Origin of the sequence: Streptomyces sp. NBC_01013, from assembly GCF_045162765.1 — a bacterium.
Taxonomy (GTDB): Bacteria; Actinomycetota; Actinomycetes; order Streptomycetales; family Streptomycetaceae; genus Streptomyces.
On sequence record NZ_CP108687.1, the window covers coordinates 6,004,130 to 6,024,781 of the forward strand.

Here is a 20,652-nt window from a genome sequence, read left to right on the forward strand (position 1 = left end):
GTGGGCGCGGCGATGTGTACGGCAAGGCAGTGAGGACAGCGCAATGGTGCAGGCGTACAGGGCGGACACCGGGAACGGCGGCGTGGGACCGCAGCGCACCGGAACCCGATTCCGGGACCTGCGCGACAGACTGACCCGGGACCGCGGTATCTGGCGGCGGGGGATCGTCCTGGCGATCTGTGCGGTGCTGCTGACCCTTGTCATGCTCCTCCACGCACAGATCCCGAACACCATCGGCAACCTGGGCAGCCTCACCGAGACGTTCCTGCCCTGGTGTGCCGTCTTCGTCCCGCTGCTGCTGATCCTGGGGCTGGTGCGCCGCTCGGCGACCGCCCTGATCGCGCTGCTGCTGCCGATCGTGGTCTGGTTCAACATCTTCGGCGGCCTGCTGACCGACAAGTCGGGCAGCGGTGGCGACCTCACCGTCGCGACCCACAACGTCAACGCGGACAACCCCGACCCCGCCGGCACCGCCCAGCAGGTCGCCGGCTCGGGTGCCGACGTCATCGCCCTGCAGGAGTTGCCCAGCGGCAAGGTCGCGGCGTACGAATCCGCGCTGGCCGGCCGCTTCCCGTACCACTCGGTGCAGGGGACCGTCGGCCTGTGGAGCAAGTACCCCCTCAAGGACACCCGCCCGGTGGACATCAAGATGGGCTGGGTCCGCGCCATGCGGACCACCGTCACCACCCCCGAGGGGCCGATCGCCTTCTACGTCGCGCACCTGCCCTCGGTACGGGTCAAGCTGCACGCCGGATTCACCGCCAACCAGCGGGACCAGAGCGTGGACGCCCTCGGCGAGGCCATCTCCCACGAACCGCTGGAGCGCGTCGCCCTGCTCGGCGACCTCAACGGGACCATGAACGACCGCTCGCTCCACGCGGTCACCTCCCAGATGCGCTCCACCCAGGGCGCGGCGGGCGACGGCTTCGGGTTCAGCTGGCCCGCGTCGTTCCCGATGGCCAGGATCGACCAGATCATGGTGAAGGGCGTGGAGCCGATGTCGTCGTGGACGCTCCCGGCCACGGACAGCGACCACCTTCCGATCGCCGCCCGCGTCAAACTGTGACGCCACGGTCCGTTCGCGACCTGGCGCGCGGGGGTGCGGGGCTCCCGGCGCCCCGCGGCGTCGACTCCGGCGCCGCCGGCCGACGGCGCTCGCGGCGCTCGACGTCCCGCTCCGGACCCGCGGCCGCGTGACGCCGCTCGCCCATCCGTTCACCACCGCGCACCAGGTCGTTTACCTCCGGGCATAAAACGTCTGAGAGACTTTGTTCCGAACGGGAACAAGGTCACCGGCGAGGAAGCCGGTCCGTCACCGTGCGATCCGGCCCCGGCCGGCCCGCGCCGGTGCACGTACGGCCGCACTCCCTCCTGCCCCTCCCGCTCCCCGAAGGCCCGCCGGGCCCGGCCCGGAGCGCACGGGGCCCACGTCGGAAAGGTCTCTTCTCATGCCACTGGCTCTGCTCGCACTCGCGGTGAGCGCCTTCGGCATCGGTACTACGGAATTCGTGATGATGGGCCTGCTGCCCGACGTCGCGGACGATCTGGGCACCTCCGTCCCCACGGCGGGCTACCTCGTGTCGGCGTACGCGATCGGCGTGGTGCTCGGCGCACCGCTGCTCACCGCCCTCGGCTCGCGCATCCCGCGCAAGCGGATGCTCCTGCTGCTGATGGGGCTCTTCACCGTCGGCAACCTCGCCTCCGCGCTCGCCCCCGGCTTCGGCTGGCTGCTCGCCGGACGGCTGCTGGCCGGGCTGCCGCACGGTGCCTTCTTCGGAGTCGGCGCGGTCGTCGCCACCCGGCTGGTCGCCGAGGGGCGCCAGGCACGGGCCGTGGCGACGATGTTCCTCGGCCTGACCATCGCGAACGTCGTCGGCGTCCCGGCCGCCACACTGCTCGGCCAGCACCTCGGGTGGCGGGCCACCTTCCTCGTGGTCGCCGTGATCGGGCTCTGCGCGATGGCCGCGCTCGCCCGCCTCGTCCCGCAGATCCCGGCCGAGGCACACCGGCACGTCCGCCACGAGTTGCGGGCCCTGGGCAACCGCCAGGTCCTGCTCGGACTCCTCACCGCCGTCTTCGGTTTCGCCGGCGTCTTCGCCGTGTACTCCTACCTCTCGGCCATGACGACCGAGGCCATGGGCTTCGGCGAATCCTCCGTGACGCTGGTGCTGGCGCTCTTCGGTATCGGCATGACCCTGGGGGCCCTCGCCGCGGGTCCGCTCACGGACCGGGCGCTGCGCCCGACGCTGTACGGGTCACTGAGCGCGCTTGCCGTCGTGCTGCTGGTCTTCCCCTTCGCCGCCCACGTGCAGTGGGCCGCGCTGGTGATGGTGGTGCTGCTGGGCGGGGTCGGCTTCATGACGACCACGCCGTTGCAGATGCTCGTCATGAACAAGGCCAAGGACGCCCCGACCCTGGCGTCCGCCTCCAACCACTCCGCCTTCAACCTGGCCAACGCGGGCGGCGCGTGGCTGGGCGGCATGGCCATCGCGGCAGGCTGGGGCTGGACTTCCCCGGCCCTGGTCGGCGCCGCGCTGACGCTGGCGGGACTCGCGGTGGCGGTCACGGCGGGCGTACTGGACCGTGGCCGCACCCCTTCGAGGATCGTGGCGCGGGCGGCGGCGTCCGCACCGCGGAAGTCCGCGGCGGACGTGCACTGAACCCTGCCGACCGAGACGGGCCCGTCCGGCCGAGGACGACACCTCGGCCGGACGGGCCCGCTTCCACCCTTACGACCCGGCCTCAGCCGGACTCGCGCCACCGGTTCGTGATCGGCAGTCGCCGGTCCTTGCCGAAGCCCTTGGGCGAGATCTTCGTGCCCGGCGGATACTGCCGCCGCTTGTACTCCGCGGTGTCCACCATCCGCAGCGTCTTCGCCACCAGCGCCGCGTCGAACCCGGCCGCGACGATCGAGTCGAGTCCCTGGTCCCGGTCGACGTACATCTCGAGGATCCGGTCCAGCACGTCGTAGTCGGGCAGCGAGTCCGTGTCGACCTGGCCCGGCCGCAGCTCCGCGCTCGGCGGCTTGGTGATGGAGGCCTCCGGGATCGGCGGGGTCTGCCCACGCTCCTCGGCGGCCCGGTTGCGCCACTTCGCCAGCCGGAAGACGGCCGTCTTGTAGACGTCCTTGATCGGCCCGTACGCGCCGACGGAGTCGCCGTACAGCGTCGAGTAACCGACCGCCAGCTCCGACTTGTTGCCCGGCGCCAGGACGATCTGCCCCTCCTGGTTGGAGACGGCCATCAGCATCGTGCCGCGCAGCCGCGACTGCAGGTTCTCCTCGGCGAGGCCGGTGAGCCCCAGTGACCCCATGTACGCGTCGAACATCGGCTCGATCGGAACGGTCCGGAAGTTCAGCCCGGTACGCCGGGCGAGCTCGGCCGCGTCGCCCTTGGAGTGGTCCGAGGAGTACTTCGACGGCATCGAGATGCCGTACACGTGCTGAGCACCCAGGGCGTCGCAGGCGATCGCCGCGACGAGCGCCGAGTCGATCCCGCCGGAGAGCCCGACCAGCACACTGCTGAAGCCGTTCTTCGCCGCGTACGCCCGCAGGCCCACGACGAGCGCCGAGTACAGCTCCTCGTCGTCGTCGAGCCGGTCCGCGTACCCTCCGGCCAGCTCCGCCTCGTACGCCGGCAGCGGCTCCTCGGACAGGACCACATGGTCGATCCGCAGCCCGTCGTTGACCACGCCGGACGGCGCCTCGGGGGAGGCGGCCGGCAGGTCGAGGTCCAGGATCACGCTGCCCTCGGCGAACTGCGGGGCGCGGGCGATCACTTCGCCGTCCTTGTCGACGACGATCGAGTCACCGTCGAAGACCAGCTCGTCCTGGCCGCCGATCATCGCGAGGTACGCGGTCGTGCAGCCGGCCTCCTGGGCCCGCTTGCGGACCAGCTCCAGCCGCGTGTCGTCCTTGTCCCGCTCGTACGGAGAGGCGTTGATCGACAGCAGCAGCCCTGCCCCCGCGGCGCGCGCGGCCGGCACCCGGCCGCCGTCCTGCCAGAGGTCCTCGCAGATCGCGAGGGCCACATCGATGCCGTGCACCCGCACGACGGGCATCGAGTCGCCCGGCACGAAGTACCGGAACTCGTCGAAGACCCCGTAGTTGGGCAGGTGGTGCTTGGCGAAGTTCAGCGCGATCCGCCCGCGGTGCAGCACCGCGGCGGCGTTCCGCGGCGATCCGGCGGGCTGGCCGTAGCGGGCCGCGGCGGACTCGGAGCGGTCGAGGTAGCCGACGACGACCGGGATCTCCCCGAAGCCCTCCGCGTCCAGGCGCGCGGCGAGCGCCCGCAGCGCCTCCCGCGACGCCTCGACGAAGGATGACCGCAGGGCCAGGTCCTCGACGGGGTAACCGGTCAGCACCATCTCGGGGAACGCCACCAGGTGGGCGCCCTGTTCGGCGGAGTGCCGGGTCCAGTGGAGGATCGACTCGGTGTTGCCGGCGAGGTCACCGACGGTCGAGTCGATCTGATTCAGTGCGAGGCGTAGTTGAGGCACGCCGCCCAGTGTAATCGTCTGACTGACGCGATGTCCTGGCGGGCCGCGCGGAAAGCGGCACGGCCCGCAGGGAGGGCACTCAGCTGCGGTAGCCGAGGACCGTCATCATGCCCGCCTCCGAGTGGTAGAGGTTGTGGCAGTGGAGCATCCACAGACCCGGGTTGTCCGCGTCGAAGTCGACGGTCAGCGTCTGCCGGGGCAGCACGATCGCGGTGTCCTTGCGGGCTCCGGAGGCGCCACCGGTCAGCGCGAAGGTGTGTCCGTGCAGATGGATGGGGTGCCACATCGCGGTCGGGTTGCGGAACTCCAGCCGGACCCGCTCCCTGGCCTTCACCGGATGGCGCTGGTCGGCGGTGTACGGCTTCCTGTCGAAGGCCCAGTCGTACGCCTCCATGGAGCCCGTCAGCCGCATCATCACCGTGCGGTCGGGCTTGCGCGGGGACAGGGCCACGGACGCGTCCGGGGCCAGCCGGCCGGCCGTCACCAGTTTGCCGTCCAGCTCCTTGGGACGCGCGGACGCGCGGGGCGCCGCACCACCCCCGGTCCGCAGCAGGGCCATCGCCGAGGCATTCTTCCCCTCGGCCAGCGCGGTCAGCGGGAACACCCCGTCCCCGGCGGTGACCAGCACGTCGTACCGTTCGCCCATCCCGAGAAGCAGGGCGTCCGTCGTGGTGTGCCGGACGGGGAAGCCGTCGGTGTGCGTCACCGTCATCCGGTGGCCGCCGAGCGCGACGCGGAACGCGGTGTCGCCGCCCGCGTTGATGATCCGCAGCCGGATCCGGTCGCCCGGCCGTGCGACGAAGGCGGACGGGTCGTCGGCGGTGCGGCCGTTGACCAGGTAGTACGGGTAGTCCACGTCACCGGCGTCGCCGCCCAGCAGCTCACTGGTGGCGCCCCTCAGCATCCGTGAGGGCCCGCTGCCGCCCGGAGCCGGCGAGGGCGTCGCCGCCATGGCGTGCCCGCTGTGGCCGCTGCCCCCGGTGAGTTCCTGGAGCACGGCGTCGGGGGTGGAGCCGTCCACCCCGTCGACCCAGTCGTCCAGGACGACGACCCACTCCCTGTCGTACGCCAGGGGTTCCTTCGGGTCCTCGACGATCAGCGGCGCGTACAGCCCGCGGTCCAGCTGCACGCCCGAGTGCGGATGGAGCCAGTACGTGCCCGGGTCGGGCACGGCGAAGCGGTACGTGAAGTCGGTTCCCGCCCCGATCGCCCGCTGGGTCAGCCCGGGCACCCCGTCCATGTCGTTGCGCAGGGCGAGACCGTGCCAGTGCAGCGAGGTCGGCTGCGGCAGGTGGTTGGCGACGGTGAGGGCGAGCGTGTCGCCCGCCGTGACCCGGATCTCCTGCCCGGGAAGCCGGTCGCCGTACGCCCACGAGCTGACGATGCGCCCGCCGCCGAGGTGAAGCCGGGACGGGGTCGCGGTCAGGGCGACCCTGCGCTCGGGGCCGGGGCCCCGCCGCTGCTCGGCTGCGGCGACCTCCGGCCCGTCGGGCGAGACGTAACCCTCGGGGACGGTGGTGCCGGAGGGTGCCGGGTGATTCATGGCGGAGTGGTCCGCGGCGACGCCGTGGTCAGCGCAGGCTGCGACAACTCCCGTACTGGCAAGGGCGATCGAAGCGCCGAGCACGGCGCGGCGGGTGTGCTGAGCAGGCATGCCGGTCACGCTACCCCCGCCAGGTATGCGAACGGTGGTGGACCGTGCCCGCGTGGCGAGGTGTCGGGCCGCCACCGTTCGTACGGCGTACGAGGGGGTGACGTCGTCAGTTGCGGGAGTAGACCTTCTCCGCCCAGCCGGCGATCTGGTCGTCGGAGAGATGCCGGGCCAGGTTGGCCTCGCTGATCATGCCGATCAGCTTCTTGTTCTCGACGACCGGCAGCCGGCGGATCCGGTGGGTCTGCATCTCCTCCAGCACCGCTTCCACCTCGGCCTCCGCTTCGATCCAGCGCGGGGTGCCCTGGGCGAGGTCACCGGCGGTCACCTTCGACGGATCCCGCCCCGCCGCCACGCAGGCCACCACGATGTCGCGGTCCGTGAGGATGCCGACCATCCGGTCCTGCTCGCCGTTCTCCGAGATGGGCAGCGCACCGACGTTGTGGTCGCGCATCAGCTGGGCGGCACGGTCCAGGGTCTCGTGCGCCGGGATCCAGGTGGCGCCGGTGTGCATGATGTCCTTGGCGGTGGTCATGGGGATTCCTCCTGCGTGCCGATGGCACTTGCGTACGACCCCGAGCGAACCCATCGTCATGGGCGCGTTCGGGGCGCGCGACCGCTGTCACCCATTCGGGTGCGGCCAGGGAGGACGCCTCCGGAACCGTCAGGACGCCTTCCCGGGCCGGGGCGCGGCCCCCCGCTCCGCCAGCATCCCGGCCATGGCCTCCAGCTCGGAGTGCTGGCCCTCGACCATGCGCCGGGCCAGCCGCTTCTCCGCCTTCACGGTGCACAGGTCCGCGCAACCGCGGGCCATGTCGATGCCGCCCCTGTGGTGGTCGGTCATCAGCTGGAGGTACAGGACCTCGGCCTGCCTGCCGCTGGCCCGGCGGAGCTGTTCCAGCTCGGTACGGGTCGCCATGCCGGGCATGAGGGATCCGTCATGGGCCTCGTAGGCGCCTTTCATGCCGGGCATCCCGGCCATGTCGTGGCCCGAGTGCCGGCCGGCGGCCATCCAGGCCATCGGTTCCTGCCCGGCGGCCGCCTTCGGCAGCTCCCACAGGTCCAGCCAGCCGAGCAGCATGCCCCGCTGGCTGGCCTGCGTGTTGGCGATGTCGTACGCGAGACGGCGCACGTCCTCGTCCTCGGTGCGGTCGCGCACGATGAAGGACATCTCCACGGCCTGCTGGTGGTGGACGGCCATGTCACGGGCGAACCCGGCGTCCGCGGAGTCGGCCGCCGGGGCCCGCGCGGCCGGGGCGGCCGCATGGTGGTCCGCGTCGTCCCGCGCGGAGGCGACCGTCGCCGCCCCCGCGAACAGCAGCGCCAGCGCGACGGCGGAACCCGCCGCCCACCGGACGCGCCGGGTGCGTTCCGTCACGGTCACGGGGCCGCCCGCCCGCCGGTGCACGCCGCGCCCGGCTCCGGCGTCTGCGGGCCCTGCACGTACGCGGCGAAGAACTGCGCCACCCGGCGGTCATCGGCGCTGTCCACCGTGACCTGCTTGCCCCAGGCGCTCAGCATGATGGTGCCCGCCTGGTCCTTGTACGGACTCATCAGCGAGTACGGGGTCTTCCCGACCCGGTCCGCGAGCTTGTCCACATCGGCGGCCGAGGCCCCGTCCGTGTAGGTCACCCACACCGAACCGTGCTCCAGCGCGTGCACGGCGTTCTCGTCGGGAATCGCCTTTTCGTATACCTCGCCGTCGCAGTTCATCCAGACGGGGCTGTGGTCACCGCCGACCGGCGGCTTCATCGGGTACGAGACGGCCTCGGTGACGTGGTTGCGGGTCAGCTTCTTCGCGTCCCACGTCTTCTCGCCCTGGATCGGCCCGCCGGCCAGTTCCTTCTTCTGCGCGTCGGACTGCTCGGTGTTCTTGGCGTCCGAAGTCTTCCGGTCGGCCGAGGCGTCGGACTTGTCGACGAGCGTGTAGGCGCCGAAGGTGACGAGACCTGCGACGACGACGGCGCTGAGGCTTATGACCAGCACGCGGGTGCGGCGGTCTCGCGCGCGGTCGGCTTGGCGCATCTGCTCTATGCGGGTCCTGCGGTCGAAGCTCATGTCGGAGGTCCTTCTGCGAAGGGGCGATGAGGTGACGGAACGGGTCGGGAAGCGGTGCGCGCGGGGCAGATGCGTGGCCGCCGCACCCCGTACGCACCATGGCCGACGATCGTAGTGGGTGGCCGAGTGCTCCATCTCACGTCGGGTGCGTAATCTGGGTGAAATCCGGGGTCGTGATACTGGACTCTCCCCCTTACCCCGGGCGGTGGTGCACGGACCGTCTGAACTGCAAGGATGTGGCTATGGACAAGCAGCAGGAATTCGTCCTCAGGACCCTTGAGGAGCGCGACATCCGGTTCGTACGGTTGTGGTTCACCGACGTGCTCGGTTACCTCAAGTCCGTGGCCGTGGCCCCTGCCGAGCTGGAACAGGCGTTTGACGAGGGAATCGGCTTCGACGGCTCCGCCATCGAGGGCTTCGCCCGCGTGTACGAGTCGGACATGATCGCCAAGCCGGATCCGGGCACCTTCCAGATCCTGCCGTGGCGCGCGGAGGCCCCCGGCACGGCCCGGATGTTCTGCGACATCCTGATGCCCGACGGCTCGCCCTCCTTCGCCGACCCGCGCTACGTCCTCAAGCGCATCCTGGCCAAGACCTCCGACCTGGGATTCACCTTCTACACCCACCCGGAGATCGAGTTCTTCCTGCTCAAGAACAAGCCGGTCGACGGCAGCCGCCCCACCCCCGCGGACAGCTCCGGCTACTTCGACCACACCCCGCAGAACGTCGGCATGGACTTCCGCCGCCAGGCGATCACCATGCTCGAATCCATGGGCATCTCGGTCGAGTTCAGCCACCACGAGGGTGCCCCGGGCCAGCAGGAGATCGACCTGCGGTACGCGGACGCGCTCTCCACCGCCGACAACATCATGACCTTCCGCCTCGTCATGAAGCAGGTCGCGCTGGAGCAGGGCGTGCAGGCGACCTTCATGCCGAAGCCGTTCTCGGAGTACCCCGGCTCGGGCATGCACACCCACCTCTCCCTCTTCGAGGGTGACCGCAACGCGTTCTACGAGTCCGGCGCCGAGTACCAGCTCTCCAAGGTCGGCCGCTCCTTCATCGCTGGCCTGCTCAAGCACGCCGCGGAGATCTCCGCCGTGACCAACCAGTGGGTCAACTCCTACAAGCGCATCTGGGGCGGCTCCTCCCGTGCGGCCGGAGCCGGCGGCGAGGCCCCCTCGTACATCTGCTGGGGCCACAACAACCGCTCCGCCCTGATCCGCGTCCCGATGTACAAGCCCGGCAAGACCGGCTCGGCCCGCGTCGAGGTCCGCTCCATCGACTCCGGCGCCAACCCCTACCTGACGTACGCGGTGCTCCTGGCCGCAGGCCTCAAGGGCATCGAGGAGGGTTACGAACTCCCGGCCGGCGCCGACGACGACGTCTGGGCCCTGTCCGACGCGGAGCGCCGCGCGATGGGCATCGAGCCGCTGCCGCAGAACCTGGGCGAGGCCATCTCGCTGATGGAGAAGAGCGAACTGGTCGCCGAGACGCTGGGCGAGCACGTCTTCGACTTCTTCCTGCGCAACAAGAAGCAGGAGTGGGAGGAGTACCGCAGCGAGGTCACGGCCTTCGAGCTGAAGGCGCTCCTGCCGGTGCTGTAAGCGCTGTTGGCGCCCGTGCGGGCGTGTGGTCCGGTCATCGGGCCGGCGGGCTTCGTGCCCGTCGGCCCGATGCCGTATCAGCCCGACGCCGTACGAGGGTCGGGCCCCGGTCCCGTGTGGGGCGCCCGGTGCCCGCGCCACGGAAGGCGGCGTCGTATCGGCCCCGGCCGCACGAGCGGCAGGGCAACGATCCGCGACCGCAGCGCTACTGACTATTCGTCAGTTCTCTGCGATGCTCCGCGCCATGACGGACGGACCGGGAACGACGGGGGCGACGGGCGAGGCGCCCCGGCGCGCCCCGGATGTGCTGGCGCCGGCCCGGCTCGGGCCGCTGAGGCTGCGCAACCGGGTCGTCAAGGCCGCGACCTTCGAGGGCGCCACCCCCGACGCGCTGGTCACCCAGGAGCTCATCGACTACCACCTGCGCCCCGCCGTGGGCGGGGTCGCCATGACCACCGTGGCCTACTGTGCGGTGGTGCCGGAAGGGCGTACCGAGCGGCGGCAGCTGTGGATGCGGCCCGAGGCGTTGCCCGGGCTGCGCAGGCTGACCGAGGCGGTGCACGAGACGGGCGCCGCGGTCTCCGCCCAGCTGGGCCACGCCGGCCCGGTGGCCGACGGCCGGTCCAACGGGCTGGCCTCGCTCGCCCCGATGGCGGGGTTCAACGCGCTGAGCATGCGCCGCAACAGGGCGGCCACCGCCGAGGACGTCGACCGTGTCGTCGGGGCCCACGCCTCGGCCGCGCTGCTCGCGGCTGAGGCCGGATTCGATGCCGTGGAGATCCATCTCGGCCACAACTACCTGGCGAGTGCCTTCCTCAGCCCGCGGCTGAACCGTCGCACCGACTCCTTCGGCGGTTCACTGCGCGCCCGTGCCACCGTGGCGCTGCGCGTCACCCGGGCGGTGCGCGACGCTCTGGGTGACCGGCTCGCCATCACCGCCAAGCTGAACATGAAGGACGGTGTCCCCGGCGGACTCACCGTGGACGACAGCCTCCAGGTCGCCCGCTGGCTGGAGGAGGACGGGAGCGTCGACGCGCTCGAACTGACGGCGGGCAGTTCCCTGCTGAACCCCATGTACCTGTTCCGCGGAGGTGCGCCCGTAGCCGAGTTCGCGGCCAATTTCCCCCTCCCGCAGCGTCTCGCGATCCGGGCGGTGGGGCGCGGCGTGTTCCGTACGTATCCCTACCGCCCCCTGTACCTGCTCGAAGCCGCCCGGCAGTTTCGCGCCACGCTGGGGCTGCCGCTGATCCTCCTCGGCGGGGTCACCGACCGGCAGGGCATGGACCGCGCCATGGCGGAGGGCTTCGAGTTTGTCGCGATGGCCCGCGCTCTGCTGCGCGAGCCCGACCTGCTGCAACGGATCGGCCGGGACGCGGCCACCCGCTCGCAGTGCATCCACTGCAACCTCTGCATGCCCACCATCTACACGCGCACCCACTGCCCGCTGACCGGGGAACCGGAGCGCTGAGCGGTCCTCGGCCTGCGGGGGCCGGGCCGGAGGCGGCCACCGGAAGGGCGCGCCCCGGAGGCGTGGCGTCGCGAGTCGTCCGATGGTGGACCCATGACGTCCGCCCCTGGCGGACAGCGCTGCGGCTGAGCGACTGCCGGATCACCCGAACGGTTGAAGGAGTGGTGTACCCATGCGCGTCCTCCTGGTCGGAGCGGGAGGTGTGGGCACGGCGATCACAAGGATCGCTGCCCGCCGCCCGTTCCTCGGGCACATGGTGGTCGCCGACTTCGACCTCGGGCGGGCGGAGCGGGCCGTCGCGGACCTGGGGGAGAGCGGCGGCCGCTTCAGCGCGGTCCGGCTGGACGCCTCGGACCGGTCAGCGGTGTCCGCGGCCCTCACCGAGCATCGTTGCGACGTCCTGCTCAATGCCACCGATCCCCGCTTCGTGCTGCCGCTGTTCGAGACGGCTCTCGCCCGCGGCGTGCACTACGTCGACATGGCCATGTCTCTGTCCCGGCCGCATCCGGCCCGTCCGTACGAGGAGTGCGGGGTCAAACTCGGGGACGCCCAGTTCGAACGGGCCGCGGAGTGGGAGGCCGCGGGGCGTCTCGCGCTCGTGGGCATGGGCGTGGAGCCAGGCATGTCCGATGTGTTCGCCCGGTACGCCTCCGACGAACTCTTCGACGAGATCGAGGAGATCGGGATCCGGGACGGGGCGAACCTGACCGTGGACGGCTACGACTTCGCCCCGTCGTTCAGCATCTGGACGACCATCGAGGAGTGTCTGAACCCGCCGGTCGTCTACGAGCGGGAGCGGGGCTGGTACACCACGGCTCCCTTCAGCGAGCCGGAGGTCTTCGACTTCCCCGAAGGCATCGGCCCCGTGGAGTGCGTCAACGTGGAGCACGAGGAAGTGCTCCTCGTGCCGCGATGGCTGAACGCCCGGCGGGTCACGTTCAAGTACGGACTGGGAGACGAGTTCATCGGGGTGCTCCGGACACTCCACATGCTCGGACTCGACCGGACCGAACCCGTGTCCGTGGCGAGTGACCTCGGGCGGGCCGCGGTATCGCCCCGTGACGTGGTCGCCGCCTGCCTGCCCGACCCGGCGGGCCTCGGGGAGCGGATGCACGGCAAGACGTGCGCGGGAACATGGGTGAAGGGCGTCAAGGACGGCCGGTCCCGCGAGGTCTACCTCTACCACGTCGTCGACAACCAGTGGTCGATGCGGGAGTACGGCTCCCAGGCCGTCGTCTGGCAGACCGCGATCAATCCCGTGGCCGCCCTCGAACTCGTCGCGAGTGGGGTGTGGAGCGGCAGCGGGGTGCTGGGCCCGGAAGCCATGCCGCCGCGCCCGTTCCTCGATCTGCTCACCGAGTACGGCGCCCCGTGGGCCATGCGCGAGCAGTGACCGGTGGCCCGTACGTCCGCCCCACCGCGTGCACCGGTGCATGTGCTGACCCGGAACTGCCTCAATAGCATGTGAAAAGTACATTCCGCCCGATGTTTCACCCGGGCCCATGACCGTAGCGAGGGCGCATGGCAGAGGACCTGATCGAACCAGCGCGGCCGGCGACTCTGAAGCCCGACGCGATCGGCTTCGTCGACGCGCTCGTCATCGGGCTGAACGCCACCTCCCCGGCCTACTCGGTGGCGGCCGTCATCGGTCCGATCGTCGCGCTCGTCGGCATCTACGCGCCCGGGGTGCTCTTCGCCTCCTTCGTGCCGATGCTCCTCATCGCCTCCGCGTTCTACTACCTGAACAAGGTCGATCAGGACTGCGGGACGACGTTCTCCTGGGTGACCCGCGCGATGGGGCCGTGGACGGGGTGGCTCGGCGGCTGGGCCATCACGATGACCGGGGTGCTCGTGGTGGGGTCCCTGGCGGACGTCGCCGTCAGCTTCGGGCTGATGGCCGTCGGACTCGACAGCTGGGCCGACAACACCTTCGTGCGCCAGCTGCTCACCGTCGTCCTGATCCTCGTGATGACGGGGCTGTGCGTCATCGGCACCGAGCTCTCGGCCAAGGTGCAGAACGTGCTGATCCTCGCCCAGGTCGCCTTCCTCCTGGTCTTCGTGCTCGTCGCCCTCTACCGCGTCTACGCGGGCACTACGTCGTTCGACTCCGTCCACCCGTCCGCCGCGTGGCTCAATCCGTTCGGGGCGGGCGGCGCGGCCCTCACCGGCGGCCTGCTGCTGGGCGTGTTCATCTACTGGGGCTGGGAGTCCGCCGTCAATCTCACCGAGGAGGTCGAGGACTCCGCGACCGCTCCCGGCAAGGCGGGTGTGTGGTCGACCGTCATCCTGCTGGTGACGTACCTGTCCGTCGGCTTCGCGGTCGTCGCGTTCGCCGGAACGGCGTACCTGGCCGAGAACGCCGACGAGGAGGAGTTCATCTTCGCCCTGCTCGCCCGGGAGGTCATGGGCGGCTGGGACTGGGTCGTGCTGCTCGCGGTCGCGACGTCCGCGCTCGCCTCGACCCAGACCACCATCATCCCCGCCTCCCGCACCGCGCTGTCGATGGCCCGCCGGCAAGCGCTGCCGACGCACTTCGCTCACATCAGTCCGCGCTTCCGGACACCTGACGTGAGCACCTGGTGGGTGGCTGCCATCGCCATCGCGTGGTACCTCGTCGTCAACCAGATCAGCGAGAACGCCCTCTTCGACTCGCTCACGGCGCTGTCCCTGCTGATCGCCTTCTACTACGCGCTGACCGGTGTGGCGTGCGCGGTCTACTACCGCCACCATCTGACCGAGAGCGTACGGAGCTTCCTGCTCATCGGCTTCGGGCCGCTGGTCGGAGCGGGCCTGCTGACCTGGCTGCTCGTCCGGTCCGTCATCGACATGTCGGACCCCGCGAACTCGTACAGCGGCACCTCGTGGTTCGGTCTCGGACCGCCGCTCGTCATCGGCATCGTCATCAGTCTGACCGGTGTGGTGCTCATGGTGGTGTGGAGGCTGCGGTCGTCCCTCTTCTGGAACGAGCGCCGGGGTGTGGTCGATCCCGGCCTCGTGCACGGCAAGGAGTCCTGACATGTCCGTGGTTCTCGGCTACGACGAGTCGCCCGGTGCCGCACGCGCCCTGCAGATCGCGATCGAGGTGGCCGCCGCCTACGACGAGCCGCTCGTCCTGGTGTACGGGGCGGCGCCGCCCGGCCCCACGGGCGAGGAGTACCGGGCGGCCTACGACGCCGTTCGCCAGGCCGGGCGCTCGGGCCTCCAACGTGCGCTCGCGGCGGCCGACGCGGCGGGCGTGCCGGCTACCGTCGAGGTGATCGACCGTGCTCCGGCGCAGGCCCTGATCGAGGCCGCCGCACGTCACGGAGCCCGGGTCATCGTGGTGGGCAGCTGGGGGGAGAGCCCGATACGAGGGGCGCTTCTCGGCTCCACCACGCACAAGCTCCTGCACCTGTCGAGCGTGCCGGTGCTCTGCGTGCCGACGGAGGACTGAACCCGTCGGCCGGGCGCTCCGACCCTCCGCGCGGCCCGCATTCCCGCACTCAGCCGAAGCTGCGCCCCATCTCGTCCAGGACTCCGTCGATCACGTCGACGGGGTCCCGGGCCAGCTCCTCCTCGATCCACATCCGCATCGCGATCCGCAGCGAGCAGAGGAACGCCGCGGCGAGTACCTGCGGGCTGACCGGGTCCGGCGCACGGGACGGGCGGGCGGCCACGGCATCCGCCAAGTCACGTTCCATCGCTGCGTGGTTGGCCAGCTGGCGGGCCAGGAGGGAGGGGTGGTGCATGGCGAGGCGGGTACGGACGGCCCATTCGCGTTCCGGGGGTGCGACGCGCTCGGCGAACCGGGCCACGGCCGCCCGCAGCGCCGTCCAGGCGCCCTCCTCGGCGGGGCGCTCGCGCACGGCCCGGACGAGCTCCCTGATCTGTTGCTCCTCGCCGTGGAGAACAGCGTCCTCCTTGCCGGCGAAGTAGTTGGAGAAGGTTCTGCGCGAGATCCCGGCAGCGTCGGCGACCGCCTCCACCGTCAGCTGGTCGAAGCCGTGCTCGACGGTCAGCCTCAAGGCCGCTTCGTGCACGGCCTGCCGGGTGGCTTCCTTCTTGCGTTCCCGCAGTCCCACAGCGCGCTCCATGAATGTCATTATCCGCGGCCGGAACAACCGGAGCAGACGTGACCGGCCCGCAGGCCACCGGCTATTGCGGTGGACTGATTGTGGCGGGACACCGACAATGACCGCATGGCCGCCGAGTTCACCGTCGGGCGTGGAGGGGGATGGGCGATGACCGAGGTCTTCGTGGTGATCGGAGTGCTGTTCTTCACGATCGTCTTTCTGATCGTGAAGCTGACGCTGAAGGAACGGCGACGCCGTACGGACAACTTCGACGGCCAGCAGATCGAGCGCCACCACAGCGCGGAGATCCGCAACATCCGGGCGGCCAACACATCGATCGCCGTGCACAACCGCTTCATCGACGGAGGCAACGACCACCGTCCCCGTAAGCGCTGAGGCCGGGCGGGGCAGGAGCGGAGCCGGGCTGGGGTAGTGTTTCGCATCCCCGCACGGGGACGTACCGAAGGAGGTGGGACCCATTACCGCTGTATCAGGCTGGGTGCTCGCCCCACATGATCGCGTGGTCGACCGGACGTAACCGGCCGCGGAGCACCCATCGGCGTTTCCCGAAAGGCTCCGCTCCATGCCGGTCCCGCTGTCACCGCTCGCTCTCTCCACTCTCGTCACCACCCTCCGCTCCGCCGGCTGCGTATTCGCCGAGGACGAGGCGGACCTCATCGCCGCCACCGCTGCCGGTCCCGTCCAGCTCGCCGCCATGGTGGAACGGCGCGTCGCCGGTCATCCCCTGGAACACGTCCTCGGCTGGGCCGAGTTCAGCGGCCTGCGCATCGCCGTGGACCCCGGGGTCTTCGTGCCCCGCCGCCGCACCGAGTTCCTGATCCGCCAGGCCGCGGAACTGGCCCCGAGCCCGGCCGTCGTGGTCGACCTCTGCTGCGGTTCGGGCGCTCTCGGTGCCGCACTCGCCGCCGAGCTGGTCGATGTCGAACTGCACGCCACCGACGTGGAACCCGCCGCGGTGCGCTGTGCCCGGCGCAACGTCGGCGGCCTCGGCAGGGTCTACGAGGGCGACCTCTTCGCCCCCCTGCCCGGCTCCCTGCGCGGACGCGTCGACCTGCTCCTCGCCAACGTGCCGTACGTACCGACGGAGGACGTCGCCCTGCTGCCCGCGGAGGCGCGGGTCCACGAACCCCTCGTCGCCCTCGACGGAGGCGGCGACGGCCTCGACGTCATGCGGCGGGTGGCCGCCGAGGCTCCGCACTGGCTCGCTCCGGGCGGCAGCCTGCTGGTCGAGACCAGCGAACGCCAGGCGGCACGGGCCGAGGAGGCCGTGGGCGGCAGCGGGCTCGTCCCGCGCGTGGTCACCTCCGACGAGCTGTACGCCACCGTCGTCATCGGCACCCTGCCGGCCGGCTGAGCCGATGTCCTGAACGGGCCCGTACACAGGGCCCGTTCAGGCCGTCGGATCAGGCGAAGTGCCACCGGGTCTGCGTGAACGGGTCACCCTTGCCGAAGCCGAACACCGTCCGCGGGGACACCGCGAAGACCTCGGCCCGGTTGTCCAGCGAGCCCACGAACGCACCGTCGGCCACGTCGAAGTGCCAGTCGTCGCCGTACTTCGACTTCCACGCCTCCGCGAGCGCGGCCAGCCTGCCTTCGTCGGTCACCCGTTCCGCCCGGCCCTCGACCACCACGTCGAGCCCCTCCGACCAGGAGTTGCACCCGGTCGTGAGGACGACCTCGTCGTTGGCCGCCAGATTGCGGGCCTTGCGTTCCTCGGGGCCCGTGCAGAAGTGCAGCGCGCCCTGCCACCAGACACCGATCAACGGCGTGACATGCGGCCGGCCGTCCGGGCGGACCGTGCTCAGCCAGTACAGCTCGGCCTCGGACAGCAGTCGCCGGGCGCCGGCCCAGGGACTGGGCACCGCGCCGGGGCTGCTGTAGCGGGGGTCCAGCTCGGCGACTGGTTCGGATGCGGACATGGTCGGTCCTCCCGGTCGGTCCTGAAAGCGATCCTGCCTACCACGTACGGACTGCGCACCCGCTCCGTATTCATCGGTGCGGGACGGGGCCGACCGGCACATGGGGGGCGTCGCGGGGCGCGCGTTCCCCCGAGCTCTCGGCGCCGCGGCAGGACACGGATGCGCCCCCGGGTCGTCGTCCATCACCATGGTCCCCGGGCTCTCGGCTTCGCGCTCGGGCAGGGAGGCCATGCGCCACGGCTCGGTCCCCCGTCCCGCCCCCGCACGCACCCGGTACCGCGCCTTCACCCACTCCCCCCTGAGCCGGTCGGTCTAAGCTCGTAGAGCTGGGTGGTGATCGGGCGGCGGGCAGGAGAGCGCGGAATGACGACGTTGCCGGGGCGCAGGAGCAGCACGTTCACAAGACTGCTGAGGCACGGTTTCACCGATCCGTCGGCCGCCGAGCGGCTGCTGGATCTGCCGGAGCTCTCCACCGTGCGCTCCGACCCCGTCCTCCTCGACGCCCTCGGGGCCACCGCCGACCCCGATCTGGCGCTGCGCGGGGTCGTCCGGCTCGTCGAGGCCGAGGAGGCCGACGAGCGGCAGATACTGCTGGACACCCTGGTCACCGCCAAGCCGCTGCGTGACCGGCTGCTCGGGGTGCTCGGGGCGTCCGAGGCCCTCGGTGACCACCTGGCCCGGCACCCGCGCGACTGGCAGGCACTCGTCACGTACGAGGCGGCAGATCTGCACCCCGGTGTCCCCGAGTTCGAACGCGAGCTGGTCGGGGTCGACGATCCGGACACGCTGCGCATCGCCTACCGCAGGTGCCTGCTGTCGATAGCGGCGCGCGACGTGTGCGGCACGACCGACGTCGCCGAGGCCGCCGCCGAGCTGGCCGACCTGGCCACCGCGACGCTCCGGGCCGCGCTCGCCATCGCCCGTACCGCCGCGCCCGACGACGCCGCACGATGCCGGCTCGCCGTCATCGCGATGGGCAAGTGCGGCGGCCACGAGCTGAACTACGTCTCCGACGTCGATGTCATCTTCGTGGCCGAACCCGTCGACGGCGCCGAGGAGAGCGCGGCCATGCAGGCCGCCACCCGGCTGGCCGCCCACATGATGCGGATCTGCGCCGACACGACCGTCGAGGGCACCATCTGGCCCGTCGACGCCAACCTCCGGCCGGAAGGCCGCAACGGGCCCCTGGTGCGCACGCTCAGCTCGCACCTCGCCTACTACCAGCGCTGGGCCAAGACCTGGGAGTTCCAGGCGCTCCTCAAGGCCCGCCCGGTGGCGGGCGACACCGAGCTGGGTGCCGAGTACGTCGAGGCGGTCTCACCGCTGGTCTGGCAGGCCGCCGACCGCGAGAACTTCGTGCCCGACGTCCAGAAGATGCGCCGCCGGGTCATCGACACCATCCCCGCCGACCGGGTCGACCGCGAGATCAAGCTCGGTCCCGGCGGACTGCGGGACGTGGAGTTCGCCGTCCAGCTGCTCCAGCTCGTGCACGGCCGCAACGACCCCGCCCTGCGCAGCGGATCCACCCTGGAGGCACTGGGCGCGCTCGCCGAGGGCGGATACGTGGGACGGGTCGACGCCGTCCAGCTCGACGACGCCTACCGCTTCCTGCGGGCCATGGAACACCGCATCCAGCTCTACCGGCTGCGCCGCACCCATCTGGTCCCGGTGGACGAGCCGGACCTCCGGCGGCTGGGGCGCTCCCTCGGGATGCGCACCGACCCCATCGCCGAGCTGAACCAGGCCTGGAAGCGGCATGCCTCCGTGGTGCGGCGGCTGCACGAGAAGCTGTTCTACCGGCCGCTGCTCGACGCCGTCGCCCAGCTCGCACCCGGCGAGTCGCGCCTCAGCGCGAAGGCCGCGGCACACCGTCTCGAAGCCCTCGGATACGAGGACCCGGCAGCCGCCCTGCGGCATCTGGAGGCGCTGTCCTCCGGGGTCTCGCGCAAGGCCGCCATCCAGCGCACGCTGCTGCCGGTGCTGCTCGGATGGTTCGCCGACTCCGCCGATCCGGACGCCGGACTCCTCGGCTTCCGCAAGGTGTCCGACGCGCTCGGCAAGACCCCGTGGTATCTGCGCCTCCTGCGGGACGAGGGCGCGGCCGCGGAGAACCTCGCCCGGGTCCTGTCCGCCGGCCGGCTCGCCCCCGACCTCCTGCTGCGTGCCCCCGAGGCGGTCGCGATCCTCGGCGACCCGCAGGGGCTCAAGCCCCGCAGCCGGGAGCACCTGGAGCTGGAGGTGCTGGCCGCGGTCGGGCGGGCGGAGGACGCCGAGTCGGCGGTGGCCGTGGTGCGCGGAGTGCGGCGGCGCGAGCTGTTCCGTACGACGGCCGCGGACCTCATCGGCTCCTACGGCACCGAGGAGAGCCCGGCCGAACCCGACCCCGGGGCGCTCGTCGACCGGGTCGGCAGCGCCGTCACCGATCTGAACGCCGTCACGATCGCCGGGGCGCTGCGCGCCGCCGTCCGCGCGGAGTGGGGCGACACCCTGCCCACCCGGTTCGCGGTGATCGGCATGGGCCGTTTCGGCGGGCACGAGCTCGGATACGGCTCCGACGCGGACGTCCTGTTCGTGCACGCGCCCCGGGAGGGCGTCGACGACCAGGAGGCGAGCCGGGCCGCGAACCGGGTGGTCGCCGAGATGCGCCGGCTGCTCCAGCTGCCCACCGCCGACCCGCCGCTGCTCATCGACGCGGATCTGCGCCCCGAGGGCAAGAGCGGGCCCCTGGTGCGCACGCTGAGGTCGTACGGGGCGTACTACCGGCGCTGGTCGCTGGTCTGGGAGAGCCAGGCATTGCTGCGCGCCCAGCCGATGGCGGGCGACATCGACCTGGGCCGCGACTTCATCGAGCTCATCGACCCGCTGCGGTATCCGGTGGAAGGGCTGGGGGACGACGCTGTCCGGGAGATCCGGCGGCTCAAGGCCCGGATGGAGTCCGAGCGGCTGCCGCGCGGTGCGGACCCCACGCTCCACGCGAAACTGGGGCGTGGCGGACTGAGCGACGTCGAGTGGACGGTCCAGCTGATGCAGATGCAGCACGGCTGGGCGGAGCCGGGCCTGCGCACCACCCGGACGAGGGAGGCGCTGGCCGCGGCGTGCGCGGCGGGACTGATCCCGTCGGAGGACGCGCAGACTCTGGACGAGGCATGGGTACTGGCGTCGCGGGTCCGCAACGCGGTGATGCTGGTGCGCGGGCGGCCGGGCGACACCTTCCCGTCCGGGCCGCGTGAGCTGACCGCGGTCGGGCGGTATCTGGGGTACGAGCCCGGGCATGTCGGAGACATGCTGGACGACTACCGCCGGATTACGCGGAGGGCGCGTGCGGTGGTGGAGGAGCGGTTCTACGGGGCGGCGTGAGGGCCCCGGTGGTGCCGCTGCGGGG

General features: G+C 71.3%; 17 protein-coding genes. 10 read left to right on the forward strand and 7 right to left on the reverse strand.

Annotation, left to right across the window (positions count from 1 at the left end):
* Positions 1-43: 43 nt before the first annotated feature.
* Together OG538_RS26145 and OG538_RS26150 are read left to right on the forward strand one after the other, a co-directional pair.
* Positions 44-1,066 (forward strand): endonuclease/exonuclease/phosphatase family protein, encoded by a 1,023-nt coding sequence (locus OG538_RS26145; RefSeq protein ID WP_406097549.1) that lies wholly within the window; start codon positions 44-46, stop codon positions 1,064-1,066.
* 382 nt (positions 1,067-1,448) lie between these two features.
* Entirely contained in the window at positions 1,449-2,660 is a 1,212-nt protein-coding gene (locus OG538_RS26150; RefSeq protein WP_406097551.1) for an MFS transporter, read from the forward strand.
* A gap of 82 nt (positions 2,661-2,742) precedes the next feature.
* Here OG538_RS26150 and OG538_RS26155 read toward each other — a convergent pair whose 3' ends face one another.
* The 5 genes from OG538_RS26155 to OG538_RS26175 all read right to left on the reverse strand — a co-directional run bounded on the left by OG538_RS26155 (position 2,743) and on the right by OG538_RS26175 (position 8,206).
* Positions 2,743-4,497, reverse strand: coding sequence for an NAD+ synthase (locus OG538_RS26155; RefSeq protein WP_406097553.1), 1,755 nt, complete (start codon positions 4,495-4,497; stop codon positions 2,743-2,745).
* Positions 4,498-4,576: 79 nt separating this feature from the next.
* Complete coding sequence (locus OG538_RS26160; RefSeq protein ID WP_406097555.1) at positions 4,577-6,151, reverse strand: multicopper oxidase family protein; 1,575 nt, start codon at positions 6,149-6,151, stop codon at positions 4,577-4,579.
* 106 nt (positions 6,152-6,257) lie between these two features.
* Positions 6,258-6,683, reverse strand: coding sequence for a CBS domain-containing protein (locus OG538_RS26165; protein ID WP_406097557.1), 426 nt, complete (start codon positions 6,681-6,683; stop codon positions 6,258-6,260).
* A gap of 129 nt (positions 6,684-6,812) precedes the next feature.
* Positions 6,813-7,526: a DUF305 domain-containing protein gene (locus OG538_RS26170; RefSeq protein WP_406100306.1), complete on the reverse strand. Its 714-nt coding sequence runs from the start codon at positions 7,524-7,526 to the stop codon at positions 6,813-6,815.
* Between the two features lie 2 nt (positions 7,527-7,528).
* On the reverse strand, positions 7,529-8,206 hold the full coding sequence (locus tag OG538_RS26175) for a DUF3105 domain-containing protein (protein ID WP_406097559.1): 678 nt from the start codon (positions 8,204-8,206) through the stop codon (positions 7,529-7,531).
* 242 nt (positions 8,207-8,448) lie between these two features.
* Here OG538_RS26175 and glnA point away from each other — a divergent pair, with 242 nt between their 5' ends.
* The 5 genes from glnA (at position 8,449) to OG538_RS26200 (ending at position 14,711) form a co-directional block, all read left to right on the forward strand.
* Positions 8,449-9,810: a type I glutamate--ammonia ligase gene (gene glnA, locus OG538_RS26180; RefSeq protein WP_406097561.1), complete on the forward strand. Its 1,362-nt coding sequence runs from the start codon at positions 8,449-8,451 to the stop codon at positions 9,808-9,810.
* Between the two features lie 244 nt (positions 9,811-10,054).
* A complete protein-coding gene (locus OG538_RS26185) occupies positions 10,055-11,278 on the forward strand; it encodes an NADH:flavin oxidoreductase (RefSeq protein WP_406097563.1) in 1,224 nt (407 codons plus the stop codon).
* A 172-nt stretch (positions 11,279-11,450) separates the two neighbouring features.
* Positions 11,451-12,671, forward strand: a complete 1,221-nt coding sequence (locus OG538_RS26190) for a saccharopine dehydrogenase family protein (protein WP_406097565.1) — start codon at positions 11,451-11,453, stop codon at positions 12,669-12,671.
* A gap of 128 nt (positions 12,672-12,799) precedes the next feature.
* The gene (locus OG538_RS26195; RefSeq protein WP_406097567.1) at positions 12,800-14,293 is read left to right on the forward strand and encodes an APC family permease; all 1,494 of its coding nucleotides are present in this window, start codon (positions 12,800-12,802) and stop codon (positions 14,291-14,293) included.
* Between the two features lies 1 nt (position 14,294).
* Positions 14,295-14,711 carry a universal stress protein gene (locus tag OG538_RS26200; RefSeq protein WP_406097569.1) on the forward strand — a complete coding sequence of 139 codons (417 nt, stop codon included), beginning with the start codon at positions 14,295-14,297 and terminating at the stop codon, positions 14,709-14,711.
* A gap of 49 nt (positions 14,712-14,760) precedes the next feature.
* On the opposite strand, the gene OG538_RS26205 is transcribed toward OG538_RS26200, so the two are convergent.
* Complete coding sequence (locus OG538_RS26205; protein WP_406097571.1) at positions 14,761-15,351, reverse strand: TetR family transcriptional regulator; 591 nt, start codon at positions 15,349-15,351, stop codon at positions 14,761-14,763.
* 105 nt (positions 15,352-15,456) lie between these two features.
* Between OG538_RS26205 and OG538_RS26210 the strand changes: the two genes are divergently transcribed.
* Positions 15,457-15,726 carry a hypothetical protein gene (locus OG538_RS26210; RefSeq protein WP_406097573.1) on the forward strand — a complete coding sequence of 90 codons (270 nt, stop codon included), beginning with the start codon at positions 15,457-15,459 and terminating at the stop codon, positions 15,724-15,726.
* A 187-nt stretch (positions 15,727-15,913) separates the two neighbouring features.
* Entirely contained in the window at positions 15,914-16,705 is a 792-nt protein-coding gene (locus tag OG538_RS26215) for a putative protein N(5)-glutamine methyltransferase (RefSeq protein ID WP_406097575.1), read from the forward strand.
* Positions 16,706-16,754: 49 nt separating this feature from the next.
* On the opposite strand, the gene OG538_RS26220 is transcribed toward OG538_RS26215, so the two are convergent.
* A complete protein-coding gene (locus OG538_RS26220; protein ID WP_406097577.1) occupies positions 16,755-17,270 on the reverse strand; it encodes a pyridoxamine 5'-phosphate oxidase family protein in 516 nt (171 codons plus the stop codon).
* Positions 17,271-17,633: 363 nt separating this feature from the next.
* Here OG538_RS26220 and OG538_RS26225 point away from each other — a divergent pair, with 363 nt between their 5' ends.
* Positions 17,634-20,627 (forward strand): bifunctional [glutamine synthetase] adenylyltransferase/[glutamine synthetase]-adenylyl-L-tyrosine phosphorylase, encoded by a 2,994-nt coding sequence (locus OG538_RS26225; protein ID WP_406097579.1) that lies wholly within the window; start codon positions 17,634-17,636, stop codon positions 20,625-20,627.
* The last annotated feature ends 25 nt before the right edge of the window (positions 20,628-20,652 follow it).

Excerpts from the sequence above, each read along its gene's own strand:
- OG538_RS26145 (WP_406097549.1), top strand. The coding sequence starts at position 44 with ATGGTGCAGGCGTACAGGGCGGACACCGGGAACGGCGGCGTGGGACCG.
- OG538_RS26185 (WP_406097563.1), top strand. The coding sequence starts at position 10,055 with ATGACGGACGGACCGGGAACGACGGGGGCGACGGGCGAGGCGCCCCGG.
- OG538_RS26150 (WP_406097551.1), top strand. The coding sequence starts at position 1,449 with ATGCCACTGGCTCTGCTCGCACTCGCGGTGAGCGCCTTCGGCATCGGT.
- OG538_RS26220 (WP_406097577.1), bottom strand. The coding sequence starts at position 17,270 with ATGTCCGCATCCGAACCAGTCGCCGAGCTGGACCCCCGCTACAGCAGC.
- OG538_RS26225 (WP_406097579.1), top strand. The coding sequence starts at position 17,634 with ATGACGACGTTGCCGGGGCGCAGGAGCAGCACGTTCACAAGACTGCTG.
- OG538_RS26160 (WP_406097555.1), bottom strand. The coding sequence starts at position 6,151 with ATGCCTGCTCAGCACACCCGCCGCGCCGTGCTCGGCGCTTCGATCGCC.
- OG538_RS26175 (WP_406097559.1), bottom strand. The coding sequence starts at position 8,206 with ATGAGCTTCGACCGCAGGACCCGCATAGAGCAGATGCGCCAAGCCGAC.
- OG538_RS26190 (WP_406097565.1), top strand. The coding sequence starts at position 11,451 with ATGCGCGTCCTCCTGGTCGGAGCGGGAGGTGTGGGCACGGCGATCACA.
- OG538_RS26210 (WP_406097573.1), top strand. The coding sequence starts at position 15,457 with ATGGCCGCCGAGTTCACCGTCGGGCGTGGAGGGGGATGGGCGATGACC.
- OG538_RS26165 (WP_406097557.1), bottom strand. The coding sequence starts at position 6,683 with ATGACCACCGCCAAGGACATCATGCACACCGGCGCCACCTGGATCCCG.
- OG538_RS26205 (WP_406097571.1), bottom strand. The coding sequence starts at position 15,351 with ATGGAGCGCGCTGTGGGACTGCGGGAACGCAAGAAGGAAGCCACCCGG.
- OG538_RS26200 (WP_406097569.1), top strand. The coding sequence starts at position 14,295 with ATGTCCGTGGTTCTCGGCTACGACGAGTCGCCCGGTGCCGCACGCGCC.
- glnA (WP_406097561.1), top strand. The coding sequence starts at position 8,449 with ATGGACAAGCAGCAGGAATTCGTCCTCAGGACCCTTGAGGAGCGCGAC.
- OG538_RS26215 (WP_406097575.1), top strand. The coding sequence starts at position 15,914 with ATGCCGGTCCCGCTGTCACCGCTCGCTCTCTCCACTCTCGTCACCACC.
- OG538_RS26195 (WP_406097567.1), top strand. The coding sequence starts at position 12,800 with ATGGCAGAGGACCTGATCGAACCAGCGCGGCCGGCGACTCTGAAGCCC.